This window comes from Streptomyces sp. NPDC127106, assembly GCF_042677605.1.
GTDB lineage: Bacteria > Actinomycetota > Actinomycetes > Streptomycetales > Streptomycetaceae > Streptomyces.
Map to the genome: position 1 here is coordinate 12,828 of NZ_JBHXTC010000054.1, position 19,049 is coordinate 31,876.

The window sequence follows — 19,049 nt, forward strand, 5'->3', positions numbered from 1 at the left end:
AGGTCGTCGATCCCGGATGTGGGGGCGCTGCTATGGGCGAAACGCCGAAAGGCACTACACAGACAAGCAGTACACAGGGAATACGCAGTGGCACGGGCGGCCGCGGCGGTGCCGGCAACGTGTTGTCCGGGATCGCCGTGGCCGTCGGCTTCGTGCTCTTCCTCGGGGGATTCGTATGGGCCGCGCTGCTCTACCAGCCCTACACGGTGCCGACCGACTCGATGAAGCCGACGGTGAAGCCCGGTGACCGGGTGCTCGCGCAGCGGATCGACGGCGGCGAGGTGCGGCGCGGGGACGTCGTCATCTTTACTGATGCCATGTGGAGCGACTCTCCCATGGTCAAGCGGGTCGTCGGCATCGGTGGCGACACCGTGAAGTGCTGCGGGGAGGGCGGCCGGCTCAGCGTGAACGGCAAAGAGCTCGACGAGCCCTACCTCGACGGCAGCCGGCCCGTGATGCTGGACGGCACGACCCCCGGTACGGGCTCCCCGGCCGGCACCCCGTTCGAGGTGGTCGTGCCCGAGGGCAACCTCTTCCTGCTGGGCGACATGCGCTCCAACTCGCTCGACTCCCGGGCCCACCTCCAGGAGACCGGCCAGGGGACGGTGGCCCGCTCGGCCGTCCGCGGCCGCGTCGACGCCGTGGCCTGGCCCTCCATGAAGATGGTCGGGCGGCCCGCGGGGTACGCCGACCTGCCCGGCGGGACCTCGAAGCCGGGGCCGCTGCGGCTCCAGCTCGTCGCCGTCGCCTCCGGGGCCGCGCTGGTGGTGCTGGGGGCCGCGTACGGGCCGCTCGCACGGCTCCTCGGGCGCGGCCGCAGGCAGGAGCCCGCCGGTGTCCGCTGACCGGCCCGCGGACGGCCCGCGCAAGGTGTCCCGGGTGATCCTGCTGGACCCCGCGGACCGGATCCTGCTGCTGCACGGCTTCGAGCCCGACGATCCGGAGGTCAGCTGGTGGTTCACCCCGGGCGGCGGGCTGGAGGGCGGCGAGAGCCGGGCGCAGGCCGCGCTGCGGGAACTCGCCGAGGAGACCGGGATCACCGAGGTGGAACTGGGGCCGGTGCTGTGGCACCGGTACTGCTCCTTCCCGTTCGCCGGGCGGCGCTGGGAGCAGGACGAGTGGTACTACCTGGCGCGGACCGCGCAGACCCGTACCGAGCCGCACGGGCTCACCGAGCTGGAGCAGCGCAGCGTCACCGGGGCCCGGTGGTGGACGCCGGAGGAACTCCTGGCGGCCCGCGAGACGGTGTACCCGAACCGGCTGGCCGAGCTGCTGCGCACGCTGTTGGAGGACGGTCCCCCGGCCACGCCGGTACGGCTGGCGCCGGAAATCGTCTAGGGCCGCCTCGGCCTGCCGCACAATAGGGAGACGCACGGCTGAAGGGGAACATGCCATGAGCGCCGAGGACCTCGAGAAGTACGAGACCGAGATGGAGCTGAAGCTCTATCGGGAGTACCGCGACGTCGTCGGGCTGTTCAAGTACGTGATCGAGACGGAACGCCGCTTCTACCTCACGAACGACTACGAGATGCAGGTGCACTCGGTGCAGGGAGAGGTGTTCTTCGAGGTCACGATGGCCGACGCCTGGGTGTGGGACATGTACCGGCCGGCCCGCTTCGTGAAGCAGGTACGGGTGCTGACCTTCAAGGACGTGAACATCGAGGAGCTCAACAAGACCGACCTCGAACTCCCGGGCAGCTGATCCCTCCCCCTCCGGGGTGAACGGGTTGTCCACAACGGCCCCGCCGTCCACCAAGATCCACACGGTGGGCGGATCCGCGGGAACGTCGGGGCCGGAGGTGGTGCCCGATGAACGCGAAGGGCGTGGCGCAGCAGGCGCTGGGGCGGTACGGGGAGGATCTGGCGGCACGGCGGCTGGCCGAGGCCGGCATGATGGTCATCGCGCGGAACTGGCGGTGCCGGGGCGGGGAGATCGACATCGTCGCGCGGGACGGTGACGCGCTCGTCGTGTGCGAGGTCAAGACCCGACGGGCGGGGCACTTCGAGCACCCCATGGCCGCGGTGCGGCCCGGCAAGGCCGAGCGGCTGCGGCTGCTGGCCGGGCGCTGGCTCGCCGACCACGGCGGGCCGCCCCCGGGCGGGGTGCGCATCGACCTGGTGGGCGTCCTGCTGCCGCGGCGCGGCGCGCCGGTGGTGGAGCACGTCCGGGGGGTGGCGTGATGGGCTTCGCACGGGCCTGTTCCGTCGCCCTGGTGGGCGTCGAGGGCGTGGTGGTGGAGGTCCAGGCCGACCTGGAGCCCGGTGTCGCGGCGTTCACACTGGTGGGGCTGCCCGACAAGACCCTCGTCGAGAGCCGGGACCGGGTCCGGGCCGCCGTCGTGAACTCGGGTGCCGTCTGGCCGCAGAAGAAGCTCACGGTCGGGCTCAGCCCCGCCTCGGTGCCCAAGTCGGGCGCCGGCTTCGACCTGGCCGTTGCCGCGGCCGTACTGGGCGCGGCCGAGGCGATCGACCCTGCGGTCATCGCCGACCTGGTGCTCATCGGGGAGCTGGGCCTGGACGGCCGGGTCCGCCCGGTCCCGGGTGTGCTGCCCTCCGTCCTCGCCGCGGCGGAGGCCGGATACCGCAGCGTGGTCGTCCCCCGGCGCTGCGCCGCCGAGGCACGGCTGGTCCCGGACGTCTCGGTGCTCGGCGTACGCAGCCTGCGCGATCTGATCGCGGTCCTCACCGGCGGCGTCGCCTCCGAGGAGGAGCCGCCGGACGAGGCCGGACCGCCGGCCCCCGGGCCGGGGCCGGCCGGCCTGCTGGTCCCGGGAGCGGGGCTGGGCACCGGCGTCGTGCCGGGCGGGGGAGCGGCGGGGGAGGCGGCGGACTTCCCCGACCTGTGCGACGTCGCCGGGCAGCACACGGCCCGCCGGGCCCTGGAGGTGGCTGCCTCCGGGGGCCACCACCTCTTCCTGAGCGGGCCCCCGGGAGCCGGCAAGACGATGCTGGCCGAGCGGCTCCCGTGGATCCTGCCGCCGCTCACCCGGCAGCACTCCCTGGAGGTCACCGCAGTCCACTCGGTCGCGGGGATCCTGCCGCCCGGCGATCCGCTGGTCAGCAGAGCCCCGTACTGCGCGCCCCACCACTCGGCGACCATGCAGTCGCTGGTCGGCGGCGGGGCGGGCGTGCCCCGGCCGGGGGCGGTCTCCCTGGCCCACCGGGGCGTGCTCTTCCTCGACGAAGCCGCCGAGTTCGGCGCCAAAGCGCTGGACGCGCTGCGCCAGCCCCTCGAATCGGGCCGGGTGGTCATCGCCCGGGCCGCCGGGGTGGTGCAGTTGCCGGCCAGATTCCTCATGGTGCTCGCGGCGAACCCCTGCCCCTGCGGGCGGCACGGGCTGCAGGGCGCCGGCTGCGAGTGCCCGGCCTCGGTCGTCCGGCGCTACCAGGCGCGGCTGTCGGGGCCTCTGCTGGACCGCGTGGACCTGCGGGTCGGGGTCGAGCCCGTCGGCCGCACCGAGCTGCTCGGGGGCGGCGGCCGCGGGGAGCCCACGGCGGTGGTCGCCGCCCGGGTCCGGCGGGCCCGGGACCGCGCCGCCGCCCGGCTGGCCGGCACCCCGTGGCGGCTGAACGCCGAGATCCCCGGGCACGAGCTGCGGGTCCGCTGGCCGGCGGCGCCGGGCGCGATGGCGCAGGCCGAGCGGGACCTGGAGCGCGGCCTGCTCACGGCCCGCGGGCTGGACCGGGTGCTGCGGGTCGCCTGGACGGTGGCCGACCTGCGGGGCAACGACCGGCCCGATGCGCTGGACGTGGCCGTCGCGCTGGAGCTGCGGACCGGGATCGGCCGCGGGGCCGTCCTGGCCGCCGGGGTCGGGCCGTGACCGCGGCGCGGGGGCCCGGGCAGGAGTCGCTGCCGGGCGGGGCCCGGGACCCGGCCCACGGCTCCGCGCCGGGGGCGCACGCGGGGCACGCGCGGGAGGACCCCGGGCCGGAGGTGACGGCCCGAGCCGCGCTGACCCGGGTGCTGGAGCCCGGGGACGAGCCCGCCGGTCGCTGGCTACGGGAACACGGCGCCGTCGGGCTGATGCGGCTGCTGACCGGCCCCGACCCGCAGCCGGCGGCCCTCGGCGGCGCGGGGCCCCGGCGGCTCGCCGGATACCGCGCACGGGCCGCAGTCGCCGACCCCCGGCGGGACCTGGCGGCCGCCGCCGCGGCGGGATGCCGGTTCGTCTGCCCCGGGTCGGCCCAGTGGCCGACCCAGCTCGACGACCTCGGCGACGCGCGGCCCGTCGGCCTGTGGGTGCGGGGCACCCCCGACCTGCGGACCTGGGCGCTGCGCTCGGTCGCCGTGGTCGGCGCCCGCGCCTGCACCCCGTACGGCGCGCACATGGCCCACACCCTGGCCGCCGGGCTCGCCGAGCGGGGCTGGGTGGTGGTGTCCGGGGCCGCGTACGGGATCGACGGCGCGGCCCACCGCGGGGTCCTCAGCAGCGGCGGGGCCACGGCCGCGGTACTGGCCTGCGGGGTGGACGTCGCCTACCCCCGTGGACACGCCGGGCTGCTCGGAGCCATCGCCGGCCAGGGGCTGGTGCTGGGGGAGCTGCCGCCCGGCAGCCATCCGACGCCCGCCCGGTTCGTGCTGCGCAACCGGGTCATCGCGGCCCTCACGCGGGGCACCGTCGTCGTGGAGGCGGCCCACCGCAGCGGCTCCCTCGTCACCGCGCGGCGGGCCCGCGAGCTGGGGCGGTTCACCATGGGCGTCCCCGGCCCCGCCACCAGCGGGCTCTCGGCCGGGGTGCACGAGCTGCTGCGCGGCGAGGCCGTGCTCGTCACCGATGCCGCGGAGGTCGTCGAACTCGTCGGCGGGATCGGGGAGCTCGCCCCCGAGCGGCGCGGACCCGTCCTGCCCCGGGACCTGCTGCACCCGGACACCGCGCGGGTGCTCGAAGCACTCCCGGCCGGCCGCCCCGCGCAGGTGGAGGAGCTCGCTCTCGCCGCGGGCACCGGAACCGATGAAGTCATCGGCAGACTGTACGAACTTCACTCTCTGGGGTTCGTCGAACGGCTGGGCGACGGCTGGCGGTTGACGTCGCAGACACGCCGATGAGCCACACGAACCGGTGGCAACCGGCGAGGCGTTCGCTGACCTGGGGCGTTCCGGTGAAAGAGTGAAGCCGATGAAAGACGCGGTCCTTCCGTCGGCAGCAGTCGGGACCGAGCGCCAGGCGCCGGTCCCGGGTGGCCCGTGCGGGCCGGGACGTGCCTGGGGCCTCATACGATCCCGTACTCTTCGCGCACCGCGACAATCTCGTCACGCTACGCTCCCAAGGAATCCCGCTCCGGCAAAGGCGAAGCATGCCCCAGCACATCTCAGGGTCCGACCGCGCCGCCGTGCCTCCCGCTGCCCGCGGCGGCGTGCGGGCCACCGCGCCCTCGTCCCTGGACGCGCTGTGGCACGCGTACAAGGAGACGGGTGACGAACGCCTGCGGGAGCAGCTGATCCTGCACTACTCGCCCCTGGTGAAGTACGTCGCCGGCCGGGTCAGCGTGGGCCTGCCGCCCAACGTGGAGCAGGCCGACTTCGTCTCCTCCGGGGTCTTCGGGCTGATCGACGCCATCGAAAAGTTCGACCTCGACCGCTCCATCAAGTTCGAGACGTACGCGATCACCCGGATCCGTGGCGCGATGATCGACGAGCTGCGGGCGCTGGACTGGATCCCGCGCTCCGTACGGCAGAAGGCGCGGGCCGTCGAGCGGGCCTACGCCACCCTGGAGGCCCAGCTGCGCCGCACCCCGACGGAGCAGGAGGTCGCCGGCGAGATGGGCATCGCGGTGGAGGAACTCCACACGGTCTTCAGCCAGTTGTCCTTGGCGAACGTGGTCGCCCTGGAAGAGCTGCTGCACGTCGGCGGGGAGGGCGGGGACCGCCTCTCCCTGATGGACACCCTGGAGGACACCGCCGCTGACGACCCGGTGGAGGTGGCCGAGGACCGCGAGCTGCGCAGGCTGCTGGCCCGTGCCATCAACACGCTGCCCGAGCGCGAGAAGACCGTGGTCACCCTCTACTACTACGAGGGCCTCACGCTCGCCGAGATCGGCAACGTGCTCGGGGTGACCGAGAGCCGGGTCAGCCAGATCCACACCAAGTCGGTGTTGCAACTCCGCGCAAAGCTTGCGGATGTGGGGCGCTGAGCCACCCGGACCTCCGTACAGTGGACGCGTGCCCAGGATTCGAGCGGCCTCCGTGGCCGAGCACCGGTCGATGCAGCGCCGCGCCCTGCTGGACGCGGCGCGCTCCCTGTTGTCCGAGGGCGGGACGGAGGCGCTGACCTTCCCCGCCCTGGCGCAGCGCACCGGGCTCGCCCGGTCCTCCGTGTACGAGTACTTCCGGTCCCGCGCCGCCGTGGTCGAAGAGCTGTGCGCGGTGGACTTCCCCGTGTGGGCGGCCGACATCGAGGCCGCGATGGAGCAGGCGACGACCCCCGAGGCGAAGATCGAGGCGTACGTGCGCAGCCAGCTGGGCCTGGTCGGCGACCGCCGGCACCGGGCGGTGGTCGCGATCTCGGCGAGCGAGCTGGACGCGGGCGCCCGCGAGAAGATCCGCGCGGCACACGGCGGACTCGTCGCGATGATCGTGGAGGCGCTCGCCGCCCTGGGACAGGAGCAGCCCAGGCTGGCGGCCATGCTGCTCCAGGGCGTGGTCGACGCGGCGGTGCGGCGGATCGAGCTCGGCGCCGCCGAGGACCCGGTCGTGGTGACGGAGACGGCGGTCGCGATGGCCCTCCGGGGCGTGCGCGGCTGACTTCCGGGGCCCGCCGCGCCGACCGGGGCAGCCCGCCGGGCGGGTCCGCCGCCGGCAGCAGCCTCGGCGTGGGGCGCGGCAGCAGCGCCAGCGGGTTGAGGTAGGCGTCGCCCGACAGCAGGCCCCAGTGCAGACATGGGCCCCCGCAGTGGCCGCCTTCCGTCAGGACGGCCACGACCTGGCCCGCGGCGACCGCCTCCCCCTCGGCGACGAGCGGGCGGACCGGCTCGTACGTGGTGCGCAGGCCGCCGGGCAGCGTCAGGGACAGCACCCCGCGCCCGGCCACCGGGCCCGCGAAGTGGACCCGGCCGGGCCCCACGGCCCGTACGCGCGCGCCCGCCGGGGCGGCGAGGTCCACCCCGCGATGGCCCGCCGCGTACGGGGTCGGCGGCGGATCGAACCAGCGGGCCACCACGAGCGGGGCCGGCAGCGGCCGGAGGACCGGCCCCGCCCAGGCCGGGGCCCGCGGGGCCCGCGCGGCATACCAGCCGTACGAGTGCGGGGCGTACGAGGCGTACGAGGCGTACGAGGCGTGCGCAGCCGGGGTCGCGGGCAGTGCGGCCCCGGCGGGCGGGGTGCCCGCCCGGGCCACCGCCAGCAGCAGTGCGAGCAGCAGTGTCGTCATGCCCGCAGCGTCCCGCACCGCCCGGTCGGCAGGGCGGTGCCTGTGGACGGGCGCCAGGGTGTGGACAGCGGCGTCACCTGGCATACCGCCCGGTCCCGTACACTTCTTACGGCGATCCGGGTCACCGGGTCGACTTCGCACGCCCCAGCACCGGCCGGACAGGCCGTGTGGCAGCGTCTCTCGGTCCCTTTTCCGGGGGCAGGACGCGGTGGGACGTCAGGACCAAACCGAGAAAACCAAGGAGATGGCCATGGCCGTCGTAACGATGCGGGAGCTGCTGGAGAGCGGCGTCCACTTCGGTCACCAGACCCGTCGCTGGAACCCGAAGATGAAGCGCTTCATCTTCACCGAGCGCAACGGCATCTACATCATCGACCTGCTCCAGTCGCTGTCGTACATCGACCGCGCCTACGAGTTCGTCAAGGAGACCGTCGCGCACGGCGGCTCGATCATGTTCGTCGGTACGAAGAAGCAGGCCCAGGAGGCCATCGCCGAGCAGGCGACGCGTGTCGGCATGCCGTACGTCAACCAGCGCTGGCTGGGTGGCATGCTCACCAACTTCTCGACCGTCTACAAGCGCCTGCAGCGCCTGAAGGAGCTCGAGGCGATCGACTTCGAGGACGTCGCCGCCTCGGGTCTCACCAAGAAGGAGCTCCTGGTCCTCTCCCGCGAGAAGGCCAAGCTGGAGAAGACCCTCGGTGGTATCCGCGAGATGCAGAAGGTGCCGAGCGCCGTCTGGATCGTCGACACCAAGAAGGAGCACATCGCCGTCGGCGAGGCTCGCAAGCTGAACATCCCGGTCGTCGCGATCCTCGACACCAACTGCGACCCCGACGAGGTCGACTACAAGATCCCGGGCAACGACGACGCGATCCGCTCCGTCACCCTGCTCACCCGCGTGATCGCCGACGCTGTCGCCGAGGGCCTCATCGCCCGCTCCGGCGCTGCGACCGGTGACTCGAAGCCGGGCGACAAGGCCGCCGGCGAGCCGCTCGCCGAGTGGGAGCGCGACCTGCTCGAGGGCGAGAAGAAGGCCGACGCCGCCGAGGCCGCCCCGGCCGCCGAGGCTGCCGAGGCTGCCCCGGCCGCCGAGGCCGAGCAGGCCTGACCCGCTGAGGGCGCCCGGCGTTCACGCGCCGGGCACTCGCAGGACGGACGATGACGGCGGGGGAGCCGCGCCACGAGCGCGCCTCCTCCGCCGTTCACCCGTAGATCTACGACTTCGAGAGAGAACACAGACTCATGGCGAACTACACCGCCGCTGACGTCAAGAAGCTCCGCGAGCTCACCGGCGCCGGCATGCTGGACTGCAAGAACGCGCTCGTCGACGCCGACGGTGACGTGGAGAAGGCCCAGGAAGCCCTCCGCATCAAGGGTCAGAAGGGCGTCGCCAAGCGCGAGGGCCGTTCCGCCGAGAACGGTGCGGTCGTCACCCTGATCGCCGACGACAACACCTCCGGTGTCCTGCTCGAGCTGAAGTGCGAGACGGACTTCGTCGCCAAGGGTGAGAAGTTCCTCGCCGTCGCCAACCAGCTCGCCGCCCACGTCGCCGCCACTTCCCCGGCCGACGTCGAGGCTCTGCTCGCCTCCGAGATCGAGCCCGGCAAGACCGTCACCGCTTTCGTCGACGAGGCCAACGCCAACCTCGGCGAGAAGATCGTCCTGGACCGCTTCGCGCAGTTCACCGGCGGCTACGTGGCCTCCTACATGCACCGCACCATGCCCGACCTGCCGTTCCAGATCGGCGTCCTGGTCGAGCTGGACAAGGAGAACGCCGAGGTCGCCCGCGGTGTCGCGCAGCACATCGCCGCGTTCGCCCCGCAGTGGCTGTCCGCCGAGGACGTCCCGGCCGAGAAGGTCGAGTCCGAGCGCCGCATCGCCGAAGAGGTCACCCGCGCGGAGGGCAAGCCCGAGGCTGCCATCGCCAAGATCGTCGAGGGTCGCGTCAACGGCTTCTTCAAGGACGCCACGCTGCTCGGCCAGGCGTACGCCCTGGACAACAAGAAGTCCGTCCAGAAGGTCCTGGACGAGGCCGGTGTCACCCTGAAGCGCTTCACGCGCATCAAGGTCGGCATCTGAGTCCGTCCGTACAACGACGGACACCGGACCCCGGTAGGGTCTGAGGCAGTCGTCCGCGTACGCGCGGAACGACCGCAGATCTGACGAGGAGGCCATTGCCGTAGAGGGAACCGCGAGGACCCACCGGCAATGGCCTTCTTCGTATGTGCACGAGGAGATCTCCATGAATCAGGGCGTGGACCCCCACAACGCTTCCGACGACAAGAGCGACCACGGGAAGAAGGGCCGCCGCTTCATGCTGAAGCTGTCGGGCGAAGCCTTCTCCGGTGGTGGCGGACTGGGCGTCGACCCCGACGTCGTCCATGCCATCGCGCGCGAGATCGGCGCGGTGGTCCGGGACGGCGCGGAGATCGCCGTCGTGATCGGCGGCGGCAACTTCTTCCGAGGCGCCGAACTGCAGCAGCGCGGTATGGACCGCGCCCGGTCCGACTACATGGGCATGCTCGGCACCGTCATGAACTGCCTCGCCCTCCAGGACTTCCTGGAGAAGGAAGGCATCGACTCCCGCGTGCAGACGGCGATCACCATGGGCCAGGTCGCCGAGCCGTACATTCCGCTGCGGGCCGTACGGCACCTGGAGAAGGGCCGCGTCGTGATCTTCGGCGCCGGTATGGGCATGCCGTACTTCTCCACCGACACCACGGCCGCCCAGCGTGCCCTGGAGATCGACGCCGAGGCCCTGCTCATGGGCAAGAACGGCGTCGACGGGGTCTACGACTCCGACCCCAAGAAGAACCCCGACGCGGTCAAGTTCGACGCGCTGGAGTACGGCGAGGTGCTGGCCCGCGACCTCAAGGTCGCCGACGCCACCGCCATCACGCTGTGCCGCGACAACAAGCTGCCGATCCTGGTGTTCGAACTGCTCGCCGAGGGCAATATCGCCCGCGCCGTCAAGGGTGAGAAGATCGGCACGCTCGTGAGCGACCAGGGAACCCGCGCCTGAGCGGTCCGCAGCCGGACCGGGCCCCGCGGGGCCCGGCCCGCACCGCCCGCCTGAACCATCCATTCAAGACATGCAGGAGCACGTGGTGATCGAAGAAATCCTCCTCGAGGCCGAGGAGAAGATGGAGAAGGCCGTCGTCGTCGCCAAGGAGGACTTCGCCGCGATCCGCACGGGCCGTGCGCACCCGGCGATGTTCAACAAGATCGTGGCGGACTACTACGGCGCCCTCACGCCCATCAACCAGCTCGCCTCCTTCTCGGTGCCCGAGCCGCGCATGGCCGTGGTGACCCCGTTCGACAAGAGCGCCCTGCGCAACATCGAGCAGGCCATCCGCGACTCCGACCTGGGCGTCAACCCGAGCAACGACGGCAACATCATCCGGGTGACCTTCCCCGAGCTCACCGAGGAGCGCCGCAAGGAGTACATCAAGGTCGCGCGCGGCAAGGCCGAGGACTCCAAGGTCTCCATCCGCTCCGTCCGCCGCAAGGCCAAGGACGCCCTCGACAAGCTCGTCAAGGACAAGGAGACCGGCGAGGACGAGGTGCGCCGCGCCGAGAAGGAGCTCGACGACACCACCGCGAAGTACGTCGCGCAGGTGGACGAGCTGCTCAAGCACAAGGAAGCCGAGCTGCTCGAGGTCTGATGAACGACTCTCCCTGGGCCACGGAGCAGGTTCCGGCGGGTCCCGCATACGATGCGCTGGTGGGACCGCACACTCGGCCCATGCCCATCGTGCCCGATGCCGCCGGCCGTGACTTCGACGACCGGGAAGCACGCGATCGGGGGGCTGCCGCTGTCGGCGGTCCCCCGATCCGCACCGAGATGCCGCCGCAGGAGCCCATGCCCAGCCCCCCGCCCCCGCCTTCGCAGGCACCGCAGGACTCCTCGCCCCCGCCGCAGAAGAAGCGGGCCGGGCGAGACCTGCGTGCCGCCATAGGGGTCGGCGTCGGCCTCGGTGCGGTGATCTTCGCTTCCCTCTTGATCGTGAAGGCGGTCTTCGTCGGCGTCATCGTCGTCGCGGTCGTCGTCGGCCTGTGGGAGCTCACCTCCCGGCTCCAGGAGAAGAAGGGCATCAAGGCGCCGCTCGTCCCGCTCGCGATCGGCGGCGCCGCCATGGTCATCGCCGGATACGTGCGGGGCGCCGAGGGCGCCTGGGTGGCCATGGCCCTGACGGCGCTGGCCGTCCTGGTCTGGCGGATGACCGAACCGCCCGAGGACTACCTCAAGGACGTCACGGCGGGTGTCTTCGCGGCGTTCTACGTGCCGTTCCTGGCGACCTTCGTCGCGATGCTGCTCACGGCGGACGACGGTCCGCAACGGGTGCTCACCTTCCTGGCCCTGACCGTGGTCAGCGACACCGGCGCCTACGCGGTGGGTTGGCGCTTCGGCAAGACCAAGCTCGCGCCGCGCATCAGCCCGGGGAAGACCCGCGAGGGCCTCTTCGGCGCGGTGGCCTTCTCGATGGGGGCCGGCGCGCTGTGCATGGAGTTCCTGATCGACGGCGGAGCCTGGTGGCAGGGCCTGATCCTCGGTCTCGCGGTCGCGGTCAGCGCCACGCTGGGCGACCTCGGCGAGTCGATGATCAAGCGGGATCTGGGCATCAAGGACATGGGCACCCTGCTCCCCGGCCACGGCGGCATCATGGACCGGCTGGACTCGCTCCTGCCGACCGCTCCGGTGGTGTGGCTGCTGCTGGCCCTGTTCGTCGGCACCGGCTGACCGCCGCGAACGGACCGTCGGCAGCAGGACCGTCGGCAGCGGCTGGGCCGACCGGGTTATCCTGAAGGGCGCACCCTGTCCGTGGTGCGCCCTTTCCCCGTGATCGCGGGGATGCATTTCGTGAGGTCTCCGGGCGCGGACCGCGCCATCGCCATCGGCTCCGCACGCGCGGAGCCCGTCGGACCTCGTCGTCTGAGGAAGGACCGATCATGGCACCCCGCCCCGCTCCGGGAGAGCTCACCTTCGTCGCGCCCAGGGGGGCGAAGAAGCCGCCCCGGCACCTCGCCGACCTCTCGCCGGCCGAGCGGCGCGAGGCGGTCGCCGCGATCGGCGAGAAGCCGTTCCGGGCCAAGCAGCTCTCGCAGCACTACTTCGCCCGCTACGCCCACGACCCGGCGGAGTGGACCGACATCCCGGCGTCCTCGCGCGAGAAGCTCCGGGAGGAGCTGCTGCCGGACCTGATGAGCGTCGTACGGCACATCTCCTGCGACGACGACACCACCCGCAAGACCCTGTGGCGGCTGCACGACGGCACGCTCGTCGAGTCCGTGCTGATGCGCTACCCGGACCGGGTCACCATGTGCATCTCCTCGCAGGCGGGCTGCGGCATGAACTGCCCGTTCTGCGCCACCGGTCAGGCCGGCCTGGACCGCAACCTGTCCACCGCGGAGATCGTGCACCAGATCGTCGACGGCATGCGCGCCCTGCGCGACGGCGAGGTCCCCGGCGGCCCGGCCCGGCTGTCGAACATCGTCTTCATGGGCATGGGCGAGCCGCTGGCCAACTACAACCGGGTCGTGGGCGCCATCCGCCGGCTGACCGACGCCGAGCCCGACGGCCTGGGTCTGTCCCAGCGCGGCATCACCGTCTCCACCGTCGGCCTGGTCCCGGCGATGCTGCGGTTCGCCGACGAGGGCTTCAAGTGCCGCCTCGCCGTCTCGCTGCACGCCCCCGACGACGAGCTGCGCGACACCCTCGTGCCGGTGAACACCCGCTGGAAGGTCCGCGAGGTCCTCGACGCGGCGTGGGAGTACGCGGAGAAGTCCGGCCGCCGGGTTTCCATCGAGTACGCCCTGATCCGCGACATCAACGACCAGGCCTGGCGCGGCGACCTCCTGGGCAAGCTCCTCAAGGGCAAGCGCGTCCACGTCAACCTGATCCCGTTGAACCCGACGCCGGGCTCGAAGTGGACCGCCTCGCGCCCCGAGGACGAGCGGGCCTTCGTCGAGGCCATCGCGCGCCACGGCGTGCCCGTGACGGTGCGTGACACCCGCGGCCAGGAGATCGACGGTGCGTGCGGCCAGCTGGCCGCTGCGGAGCGGTAGCTTCCGCTTCTGGCGGTGCCGGTTCGGCCACGGGGTACCCTGTGGCCGAACCAATTGCATATTCCGACAGGGGAGCGCCACAGCGCTGAGAGTGCGGCACCGTCAGCCGCAGACCCTCTGAACCTCGCCCCGGTCATTCGGGGTAGGGAGTTCGGTCACCACTCAAGCTGTTGCGCCCTGCCCGGCGTCCGCTCCGACAGAGCGCCGGGCAGGGCCGCGTCTTCTCCTGGTCATCCCAGGAGGAATACACCAGTGAGCACCACCAAGAAGGTCGCGGGCGCCGTGCTCGCGGCCGCGCTCGGCGTCACCACGCTCAGCGCCTGCGGCGACGGCGGCCAGGACGAGGCCGGTGACGGCGCCAGCGGGGCGCCGAAGTCCAAGACGGTCACGCTCGTCACCCACGACTCCTTCAACGTGACGGACACGGTCCTGAAGGAGTTCGAGCAGCAGAGCGGCTACACCGTCAAGGTCCTCAAGTCCGGCGATGCGGGCGCCGCCCTCAACCAGGAGATCCTCACCAAGGGCTCCCCGCGCGGCGACGTCTTCTTCGGCGTGGACAACACCCTCCTCTCGCGCGCCCTGGACAACGGCGTCTTCACCCCGTACGAGGCCAAGGGCCTGGCCGGCGTGAAGCCCGAGTACGTCCTCGACAAGCAGCACCGGGTCACGCCCGTCGACTCCGGCGACATCTGCGTCAACTACGACAAGGCGTACTTCGCCGACAAGAAGATCGCCCCGCCGCAGACGCTGGACGACCTGGTCAAGCCCGAGTACAAGAACCTGCTGGTCACGGAGAACGCGGCCACCTCCTCCCCCGGCCTGGGCTTCCTGCTGGCCACCGTCGGCAAGTACGGCGAGGAGGGCTGGAAGGACTACTGGAGCAAGCTCAAGGCCAACGGCGTCGAGGTCGTCGACGGCTGGGAGCAGGCCTACAACGAGCGCTTCTCCGGCTCCGCGGGCGGCAAGAAGGCCAAGGCCGACCGCCCGCTGGTGGTCTCGTACGCCTCCAGCCCGCCGGTCGAGGTGATGTACGGCGAGCCGCAGCCGGCCGAGGCCCCGACGGGCGTCGCCACCGGCACCTGCTTCCGCCAGGTCGAGTTCGCCGGCCTGCTCAAGGGCGCGAAGAACGAGGAGGGCGGCAAGGCGCTGATCGACTTCATGATCGGCAAGAAGTTCCAGGAGGACATGCCGCTCCAGATGTTCGTGAACCCGGTGGTCACGGACGCCGCGCTGCCGGAGTTGTTCACGAAGCACGGCGTGGTCGTCGAGAAGCCGGAGACGATGGCTCCCGAGACCATCGCCAAGAACCGTGACCAGTGGGTCAAGACATGGTCCTCGCTCGTCGTGAAGTAGCACCGGGCAGGACAGGACGCGGACGCGGTGCGGCCGTCAGGCTGGCCCTGATGGCCGTACCGCTGGCCTTCTTCGCACTGTTCTTCGCCTACCCCGTCACCGCGATCGTCGGCCGCGGGGTCAGGACCGACGCCGGCTGGCAGTTCGGCCGCATCGGCGAGGTGCTGACCCAGCCCGACATCGCCGGGGTCCTCTGGTTCACCGCCTGGCAGGCGCTCGCCTCCACGGCGCTCACCCTGCTGATCGGGCTCCCCGCCGCGTACGTCTTCGCACGGCTGGAGTTCCCCGGCAAGCAGCTGCTGCGGGCCGTGGTCACCGTCCCCTTCGTGCTGCCCACCGTGGTCGTCGGCACCGCCTTCCTGGCACTGGTCGGGCGGGGCGGGCTGCTGGAGGAGCTGTGGGGCGTCCGGCTCGACACCACCGTGTGGGCGATCCTGCTCGCACACGTCTTCTTCAACTACGCGGTGGTCGTCCGCACCGTCGGCGGGCTGTGGGCGCAGCTGGACCCCCGCCAGGAGGAGGCCGCCCGCGTGCTGGGCGCCGGGCGGTTCGCCGCGTGGCGGCGGGTGACGCTGCCCGCGCTGGTCCCGGCGGTGGCCGCCGCCGCGCTCATGGTCTTCCTGTTCACCTTCACCTCGTTCGGCGTCGTGCAGATCCTCGGCGGGCCCTCGTACGCCACGCTGGAGGTGGAGGTCTACCGGCAGACCGCGCAGCTGCTGGACCTGTCCACGGCCGCCGTCCTGACGATGGTCCAGTTCGCCGCCGTCGCCCTGATCCTCGCCGTGCACGCCTGGACCGTGCGGCGGCGCGAGGCCGCGCTGCGGCTCGTGGACCCCGCGCGGACCGCGCACCGGCCGCGCGGGTTCGGGCAGCGCGCCCTGCTGGGCGGGGTGCTGCTGACGGTGGCGCTGCTGATCGTGTTGCCGCTGGGCGTACTGGTGGAGCGGTCCTTCGACGCCCCGGGCGGGTACGGGCTGGGCTTCTACCGGGCGCTGCAGAGCGCGGGCTCCGGCGGCGGAACGTTTCTGGTGCCGCCGCTGGAGGCCGTCTGGAACTCCCTGCAGTACGCACTGGCCGCCACCGCCATCGCCCTCGTGGTCGGCGGGCTCGCGGCCGCTGCGCTGACGAGGAGGGCCGGCCCCTTCGTCCGCGGCTTCGACGCGCTGCTGATGCTGCCGCTCGGGGTGTCCGCGGTGACCGTGGGCTTCGGGTTCCTGATCACCCTGGACGAGCCGCCGCTGGACCTGCGGACCTCCTGGATCCTGGTGCCGCTGGCCCAGGCGCTGGTCGGCGTGCCCTTCGTCGTACGGACCATGCTGCCGGTGCTCCGGGCCGTCGACAGCCGGCTCCGGGAGGCGGCCGCCGTCCTCGGCGCGTCCCCGCTGCGGGCCTGGCGGGAGGTGGACCTGCCGCTGGTGCGGCGGGCGCTGCTGATCGCGGCCGGCTTCGCCTTCGCCGTGTCCCTGGGGGAGTTCGGGGCCACCGTCTTCATCGCGCGGCCCGACCGGCCGACGCTGCCGGTGGCCGTGGCCCGGCTGCTGGGGCGGGCCGGGGAGCTGAACTACGGGCAGGCGATGGCCCTGAGCACGATTCTGATGCTGGTGTGCGCGGCCGCCCTGCTGGTGCTGGAGCGGCTGCGGCCCGACAAGACCTCGGGAGAGTTCTGATGACCTTGCTCGAACTGGCCGGGGTCTCGGTCCGCTTCGGCGAGCGTGCCGTCGTCGACCGGGTGGACCTCCGGGTCGCCGAGCACGAGATCGTGTGCGTACTGGGGCCGAGCGGCAGCGGGAAGTCGACGCTGCTGCGGGTCGTCGCCGGGCTCCAGCCCGTCTCGGCCGGCCGGGTCCTGCTGGGCGGGGCCGACCAGGCACGGGTGCCCGTGCACCGGCGGGGGGTCGGGCTGATGTTCCAGGACCACCAGCTGTTCCCGCACCGCAACGTCGGCGAGAACGTGGCGTTCGGCCTGCGCATGCAGGGCGCCGCGGCCGGACTGCGCGGCCTGCGCCGCGGATCCCGCGGCCCCGCGGAGGACCGGGTCGCGGAGCTGCTGGAGCTGGTCGGGCTGCCCGGCGCCCGGCGGCGCTCGGTGTCCTCCCTGTCGGGCGGCGAGCAGCAGCGGGTCGCGCTGGCCCGGGCGCTGGCCCCGTCGCCGCGGCTGCTGATGCTGGACGAGCCGCTGGGCCAGCTGGACCGCGGGCTGCGCGAGCGCCTGGTGGTGGAGTTGCGCGGGTTGTTCTCCCGGCTGGGCACCACCGTGCTGGCCGTCACCCACGACCAGGGCGAGGCCTTCGCCCTGGCCGACCGGGTCGTGGTGATGAGCGAGGGCCGCATCGCGCAGGCCGGGACCCCGCTGGAGGTGTGGCAGCGCCCGGCCTCCGAGTTCGTGGCGCGGTTCCTCGGCTTCGAGAACGTCGTCCCGGCGACGGTGTCGGACGGCGCCGCGGCGACGGCCTGGGGCAAGGTCCCGGTGCCGGAGGGCGCCCCGGAGGGGGAGCAGCGGGTGCTGATCCGGCCGGCGGGCGTGGTGCTCGCGAAGGCCGGCCTCGGCTGCGAGGTGCTGTCCCGCACCTTCCGCGGCACGCACGTGGCGTTGCGGCTGCGCCCGGAGGCCGGTCCGGACCTGGAGGCCGAGTGCGGGCTGGCCGCCGCCCCGGCCGTGGGGGACCGGGTCGCGGTGGCGTTCACACCGCGCGAGGTGGTCGTCCTTCCGGCGGCCTGACCGGGGCATCGGGAGCCGGGCCGGGCCTGCGCAGCGCCCCGAGGTACACGCCGGCGAGGACGATCGGAGTGCCCAGCAGCAGCGAGGGGGTCAGCGGCTCGTCGTCGAGCCGGGCCGAGGCGAGGATCGCGATGACCGGGGCGACGACGAACGCGTACGCCGCCCGGGCCGCGCCCCAGTGCTGGATCACGAGCAGGTAGCAGACGAAGGTGAGCACCGAGCCCGCCGCGACCAGGTACACCAGGGCCCACCAGGTCGCGGCGCGCTCCGGCGCCGCCCAGCGGTCGCCCGCGAGGGCCGACCCGGCGAACAGGGCGGCCGCGGCGACCCCCATGCCACGGCCATCACGCAGACCAGCACCAGCGTCGCGGCACCGAACCGCAGGGCCGCGCTCCACAGCGGGTCGAGCTCCCGCAGGCAGAACCTGACCCCGAGGGCGTTGCCCCCGGCGGCCACGGCGCCGGCCGCGAACGCAGCCGTGGCCACCCGGTCGCGGCGGTGGTCCATGCCCCCACCGTAGGCCGCCGCGCGGGGCCCCGCCGGCGAGTACACCTAGCGCAGCTGCGCCGGCTCCGGCTCCGGCTCCCGGGCCGGCTGTGCGTCCGGCTCCGGGGCCTCGGCCCCGTCGTGCTTGCCGTACCAGGCGACGGCCACGGCGCCGGCCACCGCGAGGACGAAGCCGAGCACGGCCAGCCAGGCCAGGCCCGGCCGGGACGCGTCGCCGAGCCACAGCACGCCGATCGCCCCGGGCAGCACCGTCTCGCCGACGACGAGGGCGGCGGTCGCCCCGTTCACGGAGCCGATCTGCAGGGCCACGGTGTGCAGGTACATGCCGCCGAAGCCGGCGAGCACGATGGCGTACAGGGCGGGGTCGCCGAGCAGGGCGACCGGGTCGAAGGGGTCGATGCCGTTCAGGATCCGGACGCCGACGCCGAGCGCGCCGAAGGCCAGGCCGGACAGCAGGCCCGCGAGGATCGCGGCGCGCGCGCCCAGCAGGCGTACGGCCACGGTGCCGCCCACGATGATCAGCGCGGTCACGGCGAAGAGCCACCAGTGCGTGGCCATGGGGGCGTGGTGGCCGCCCTCGTGACCGGCGGCCGTGGCGAGCAGCACCAGTGCTGCGCACACGACTCCGATGGAGGTCCACTCCTTGCGGGTGAGCCGCAGGCCCAGCATCCGCACGCTCAGGATCGCCGTGATCACCAGGTTGGCGCTGATGACCGTCTGGGAGAGGAAGAGGGGGAGCAGTCGGGCGGCGAGCGCGCCCAGGCCGAAGCCCGCGAAGTCCAGGAGGGTGCCGACGATGAATTCCCAGGTCATCGCCGCCTTTGCGGTCGACGACAGGTTGGGGCCGCCGTGCGCGGTCACCCCGGCGGCGGCCGGGTTCGCCCGGGCTGCGCGGCGCGATCCGACGGCTTGCAGGACGGATCCCGTGCCGTAGCAGATGGACGCCGCTATCGCGGTCAGCAGGCCTATGAGCACCGGTGGCTCCGTTCACGTGTGACAGGTCGTGCAGTAAGTACCGCTTGTGCGGGGTACGACTG

Annotated in this window: 19 protein-coding genes, 1 pseudogene and 1 riboswitch; of the genes and pseudogenes, 17 read left to right on the forward strand and 3 right to left on the reverse strand. The window is 72.7% G+C overall.

All coding sequences use genetic code 11. The features are described 5' to 3' along the window. Positions 1 to 32: 32 nt before the first annotated feature. The 8 genes from lepB (at position 33) to ACFVGY_RS30880 (ending at position 6,742) form a co-directional block, all read left to right on the forward strand. Positions 33 to 845, forward strand: a complete 813-nt coding sequence (gene lepB, locus ACFVGY_RS30845; RefSeq protein ID WP_385683500.1) for a signal peptidase I — start codon at positions 33 to 35, stop codon at positions 843 to 845. Next, positions 835 to 1,338, forward strand: coding sequence for an NUDIX hydrolase (locus ACFVGY_RS30850; RefSeq protein ID WP_385683503.1), 504 nt, complete (start codon positions 835 to 837; stop codon positions 1,336 to 1,338). Before lepB ends, ACFVGY_RS30850 begins: the two co-directional genes overlap by 11 nt. A 55-nt stretch (positions 1,339 to 1,393) precedes the next feature. Further along, positions 1,394 to 1,702 (forward strand): DUF2469 domain-containing protein, encoded by a 309-nt coding sequence (locus ACFVGY_RS30855; protein ID WP_179178094.1) that lies wholly within the window; start codon positions 1,394 to 1,396, stop codon positions 1,700 to 1,702. A 107-nt stretch (positions 1,703 to 1,809) separates the two neighbouring features. Beyond that, positions 1,810 to 2,181: a YraN family protein gene (locus ACFVGY_RS30860; protein ID WP_385683506.1), complete on the forward strand. Its 372-nt coding sequence runs from the start codon at positions 1,810 to 1,812 to the stop codon at positions 2,179 to 2,181. Beyond that, positions 2,181 to 3,821: a YifB family Mg chelatase-like AAA ATPase gene (locus ACFVGY_RS30865; protein WP_385683509.1), complete on the forward strand. Its 1,641-nt coding sequence runs from the start codon at positions 2,181 to 2,183 to the stop codon at positions 3,819 to 3,821. The genes ACFVGY_RS30860 and ACFVGY_RS30865 overlap by 1 nt, the downstream gene beginning before the upstream one ends. After that, positions 3,818 to 5,047: a DNA-processing protein DprA gene (gene dprA / locus ACFVGY_RS30870; protein ID WP_385683512.1), complete on the forward strand. Its 1,230-nt coding sequence runs from the start codon at positions 3,818 to 3,820 to the stop codon at positions 5,045 to 5,047. Before ACFVGY_RS30865 ends, dprA begins: the two co-directional genes overlap by 4 nt. A gap of 248 nt (positions 5,048 to 5,295) precedes the next feature. Beyond that, entirely contained in the window at positions 5,296 to 6,132 is an 837-nt protein-coding gene (gene whiG, locus ACFVGY_RS30875) for an RNA polymerase sigma factor WhiG (protein ID WP_385683515.1), read from the forward strand. A 52-nt stretch (positions 6,133 to 6,184) separates the two neighbouring features. Next, complete coding sequence (locus ACFVGY_RS30880) at positions 6,185 to 6,742, forward strand: TetR/AcrR family transcriptional regulator (RefSeq protein ID WP_385683602.1); 558 nt, start codon at positions 6,185 to 6,187, stop codon at positions 6,740 to 6,742. Between the two features lie 151 nt (positions 6,743 to 6,893). On the opposite strand, the pseudogene ACFVGY_RS30885 reads toward ACFVGY_RS30880, so the two are convergent. Continuing rightward, a pseudogene (locus ACFVGY_RS30885) lies at positions 6,894 to 7,451 on the reverse strand (peptidoglycan DD-metalloendopeptidase family protein); the annotation flags it as partial. Between the two features lie 166 nt (positions 7,452 to 7,617). Here ACFVGY_RS30885 and rpsB point away from each other — a divergent pair. The 9 genes from rpsB (at position 7,618) to ACFVGY_RS30930 (ending at position 17,505) form a co-directional block, all read left to right on the forward strand. Further along, complete coding sequence (gene rpsB / locus ACFVGY_RS30890; RefSeq protein WP_385683518.1) at positions 7,618 to 8,475, forward strand: 30S ribosomal protein S2; 858 nt, start codon at positions 7,618 to 7,620, stop codon at positions 8,473 to 8,475. A gap of 134 nt (positions 8,476 to 8,609) precedes the next feature. Next, positions 8,610 to 9,446 (forward strand): translation elongation factor Ts, encoded by an 837-nt coding sequence (tsf, locus tag ACFVGY_RS30895; RefSeq protein WP_385683521.1) that lies wholly within the window; start codon positions 8,610 to 8,612, stop codon positions 9,444 to 9,446. A gap of 163 nt (positions 9,447 to 9,609) precedes the next feature. Beyond that, on the forward strand, positions 9,610 to 10,389 hold the full coding sequence (gene pyrH / locus ACFVGY_RS30900) for a UMP kinase (protein ID WP_361095289.1): 780 nt from the start codon (positions 9,610 to 9,612) through the stop codon (positions 10,387 to 10,389). A gap of 85 nt (positions 10,390 to 10,474) precedes the next feature. After that, positions 10,475 to 11,032 (forward strand): ribosome recycling factor, encoded by a 558-nt coding sequence (gene frr, locus ACFVGY_RS30905; RefSeq protein ID WP_179175888.1) that lies wholly within the window; start codon positions 10,475 to 10,477, stop codon positions 11,030 to 11,032. Then, positions 11,032 to 12,108, forward strand: a complete 1,077-nt coding sequence (locus ACFVGY_RS30910; protein ID WP_385683525.1) for a phosphatidate cytidylyltransferase — start codon at positions 11,032 to 11,034, stop codon at positions 12,106 to 12,108. Before frr ends, ACFVGY_RS30910 begins: the two co-directional genes overlap by 1 nt. A 209-nt stretch (positions 12,109 to 12,317) precedes the next feature. Further along, positions 12,318 to 13,433 carry a 23S rRNA (adenine(2503)-C(2))-methyltransferase RlmN gene (gene rlmN, locus ACFVGY_RS30915; protein WP_385683527.1) on the forward strand — a complete coding sequence of 372 codons (1,116 nt, stop codon included), beginning with the start codon at positions 12,318 to 12,320 and terminating at the stop codon, positions 13,431 to 13,433. 58 nt (positions 13,434 to 13,491) lie between these two features. Beyond that, a riboswitch (TPP riboswitch) is annotated at positions 13,492 to 13,600 on the forward strand. Between the two features lie 85 nt (positions 13,601 to 13,685). Next, on the forward strand, positions 13,686 to 14,786 hold the full coding sequence (locus ACFVGY_RS30920) for a thiamine ABC transporter substrate binding subunit (RefSeq protein WP_385683530.1): 1,101 nt from the start codon (positions 13,686 to 13,688) through the stop codon (positions 14,784 to 14,786). After that, a complete protein-coding gene (locus tag ACFVGY_RS30925) occupies positions 14,762 to 16,453 on the forward strand; it encodes an ABC transporter permease (RefSeq protein WP_385683533.1) in 1,692 nt (563 codons plus the stop codon). Before ACFVGY_RS30920 ends, ACFVGY_RS30925 begins: the two co-directional genes overlap by 25 nt. Beyond that, positions 16,453 to 17,505, forward strand: a complete 1,053-nt coding sequence (locus tag ACFVGY_RS30930; protein ID WP_385683537.1) for an ABC transporter ATP-binding protein — start codon at positions 16,453 to 16,455, stop codon at positions 17,503 to 17,505. Before ACFVGY_RS30925 ends, ACFVGY_RS30930 begins: the two co-directional genes overlap by 1 nt. On the opposite strand, the gene ACFVGY_RS30935 is transcribed toward ACFVGY_RS30930, so the two are convergent. Next, positions 17,468 to 17,839, reverse strand: coding sequence for an EamA family transporter (locus ACFVGY_RS30935; protein ID WP_385683540.1), 372 nt, complete (start codon positions 17,837 to 17,839; stop codon positions 17,468 to 17,470). The genes ACFVGY_RS30930 and ACFVGY_RS30935 overlap by 38 nt on opposite strands. 218 nt (positions 17,840 to 18,057) lie before the next feature. Further along, complete coding sequence (locus ACFVGY_RS30940; RefSeq protein ID WP_385683543.1) at positions 18,058 to 18,987, reverse strand: hypothetical protein; 930 nt, start codon at positions 18,985 to 18,987, stop codon at positions 18,058 to 18,060. Between the last annotated feature and the right edge of the window lie 62 nt (positions 18,988 to 19,049).

Coding starts and splice junctions, on each gene's coding strand:
- ACFVGY_RS30925 (WP_385683533.1), top strand. CDS start 14,762: ATGGTCCTCGCTCGTCGTGAAGTAGCACCGGGCAGGACAGGACGCGGA.
- ACFVGY_RS30860 (WP_385683506.1), top strand. CDS start 1,810: ATGAACGCGAAGGGCGTGGCGCAGCAGGCGCTGGGGCGGTACGGGGAG.
- pyrH (WP_361095289.1), top strand. CDS start 9,610: ATGAATCAGGGCGTGGACCCCCACAACGCTTCCGACGACAAGAGCGAC.
- rpsB (WP_385683518.1), top strand. CDS start 7,618: ATGGCCGTCGTAACGATGCGGGAGCTGCTGGAGAGCGGCGTCCACTTC.
- ACFVGY_RS30910 (WP_385683525.1), top strand. CDS start 11,032: ATGAACGACTCTCCCTGGGCCACGGAGCAGGTTCCGGCGGGTCCCGCA.
- whiG (WP_385683515.1), top strand. CDS start 5,296: ATGCCCCAGCACATCTCAGGGTCCGACCGCGCCGCCGTGCCTCCCGCT.
- ACFVGY_RS30865 (WP_385683509.1), top strand. CDS start 2,181: ATGGGCTTCGCACGGGCCTGTTCCGTCGCCCTGGTGGGCGTCGAGGGC.
- rlmN (WP_385683527.1), top strand. CDS start 12,318: ATGGCACCCCGCCCCGCTCCGGGAGAGCTCACCTTCGTCGCGCCCAGG.
- lepB (WP_385683500.1), top strand. CDS start 33: ATGGGCGAAACGCCGAAAGGCACTACACAGACAAGCAGTACACAGGGA.
- ACFVGY_RS30855 (WP_179178094.1), top strand. CDS start 1,394: ATGAGCGCCGAGGACCTCGAGAAGTACGAGACCGAGATGGAGCTGAAG.
- tsf (WP_385683521.1), top strand. CDS start 8,610: ATGGCGAACTACACCGCCGCTGACGTCAAGAAGCTCCGCGAGCTCACC.
- ACFVGY_RS30930 (WP_385683537.1), top strand. CDS start 16,453: ATGACCTTGCTCGAACTGGCCGGGGTCTCGGTCCGCTTCGGCGAGCGT.
- ACFVGY_RS30935 (WP_385683540.1), bottom strand. CDS start 17,839: ATGGGGGTCGCCGCGGCCGCCCTGTTCGCCGGGTCGGCCCTCGCGGGC.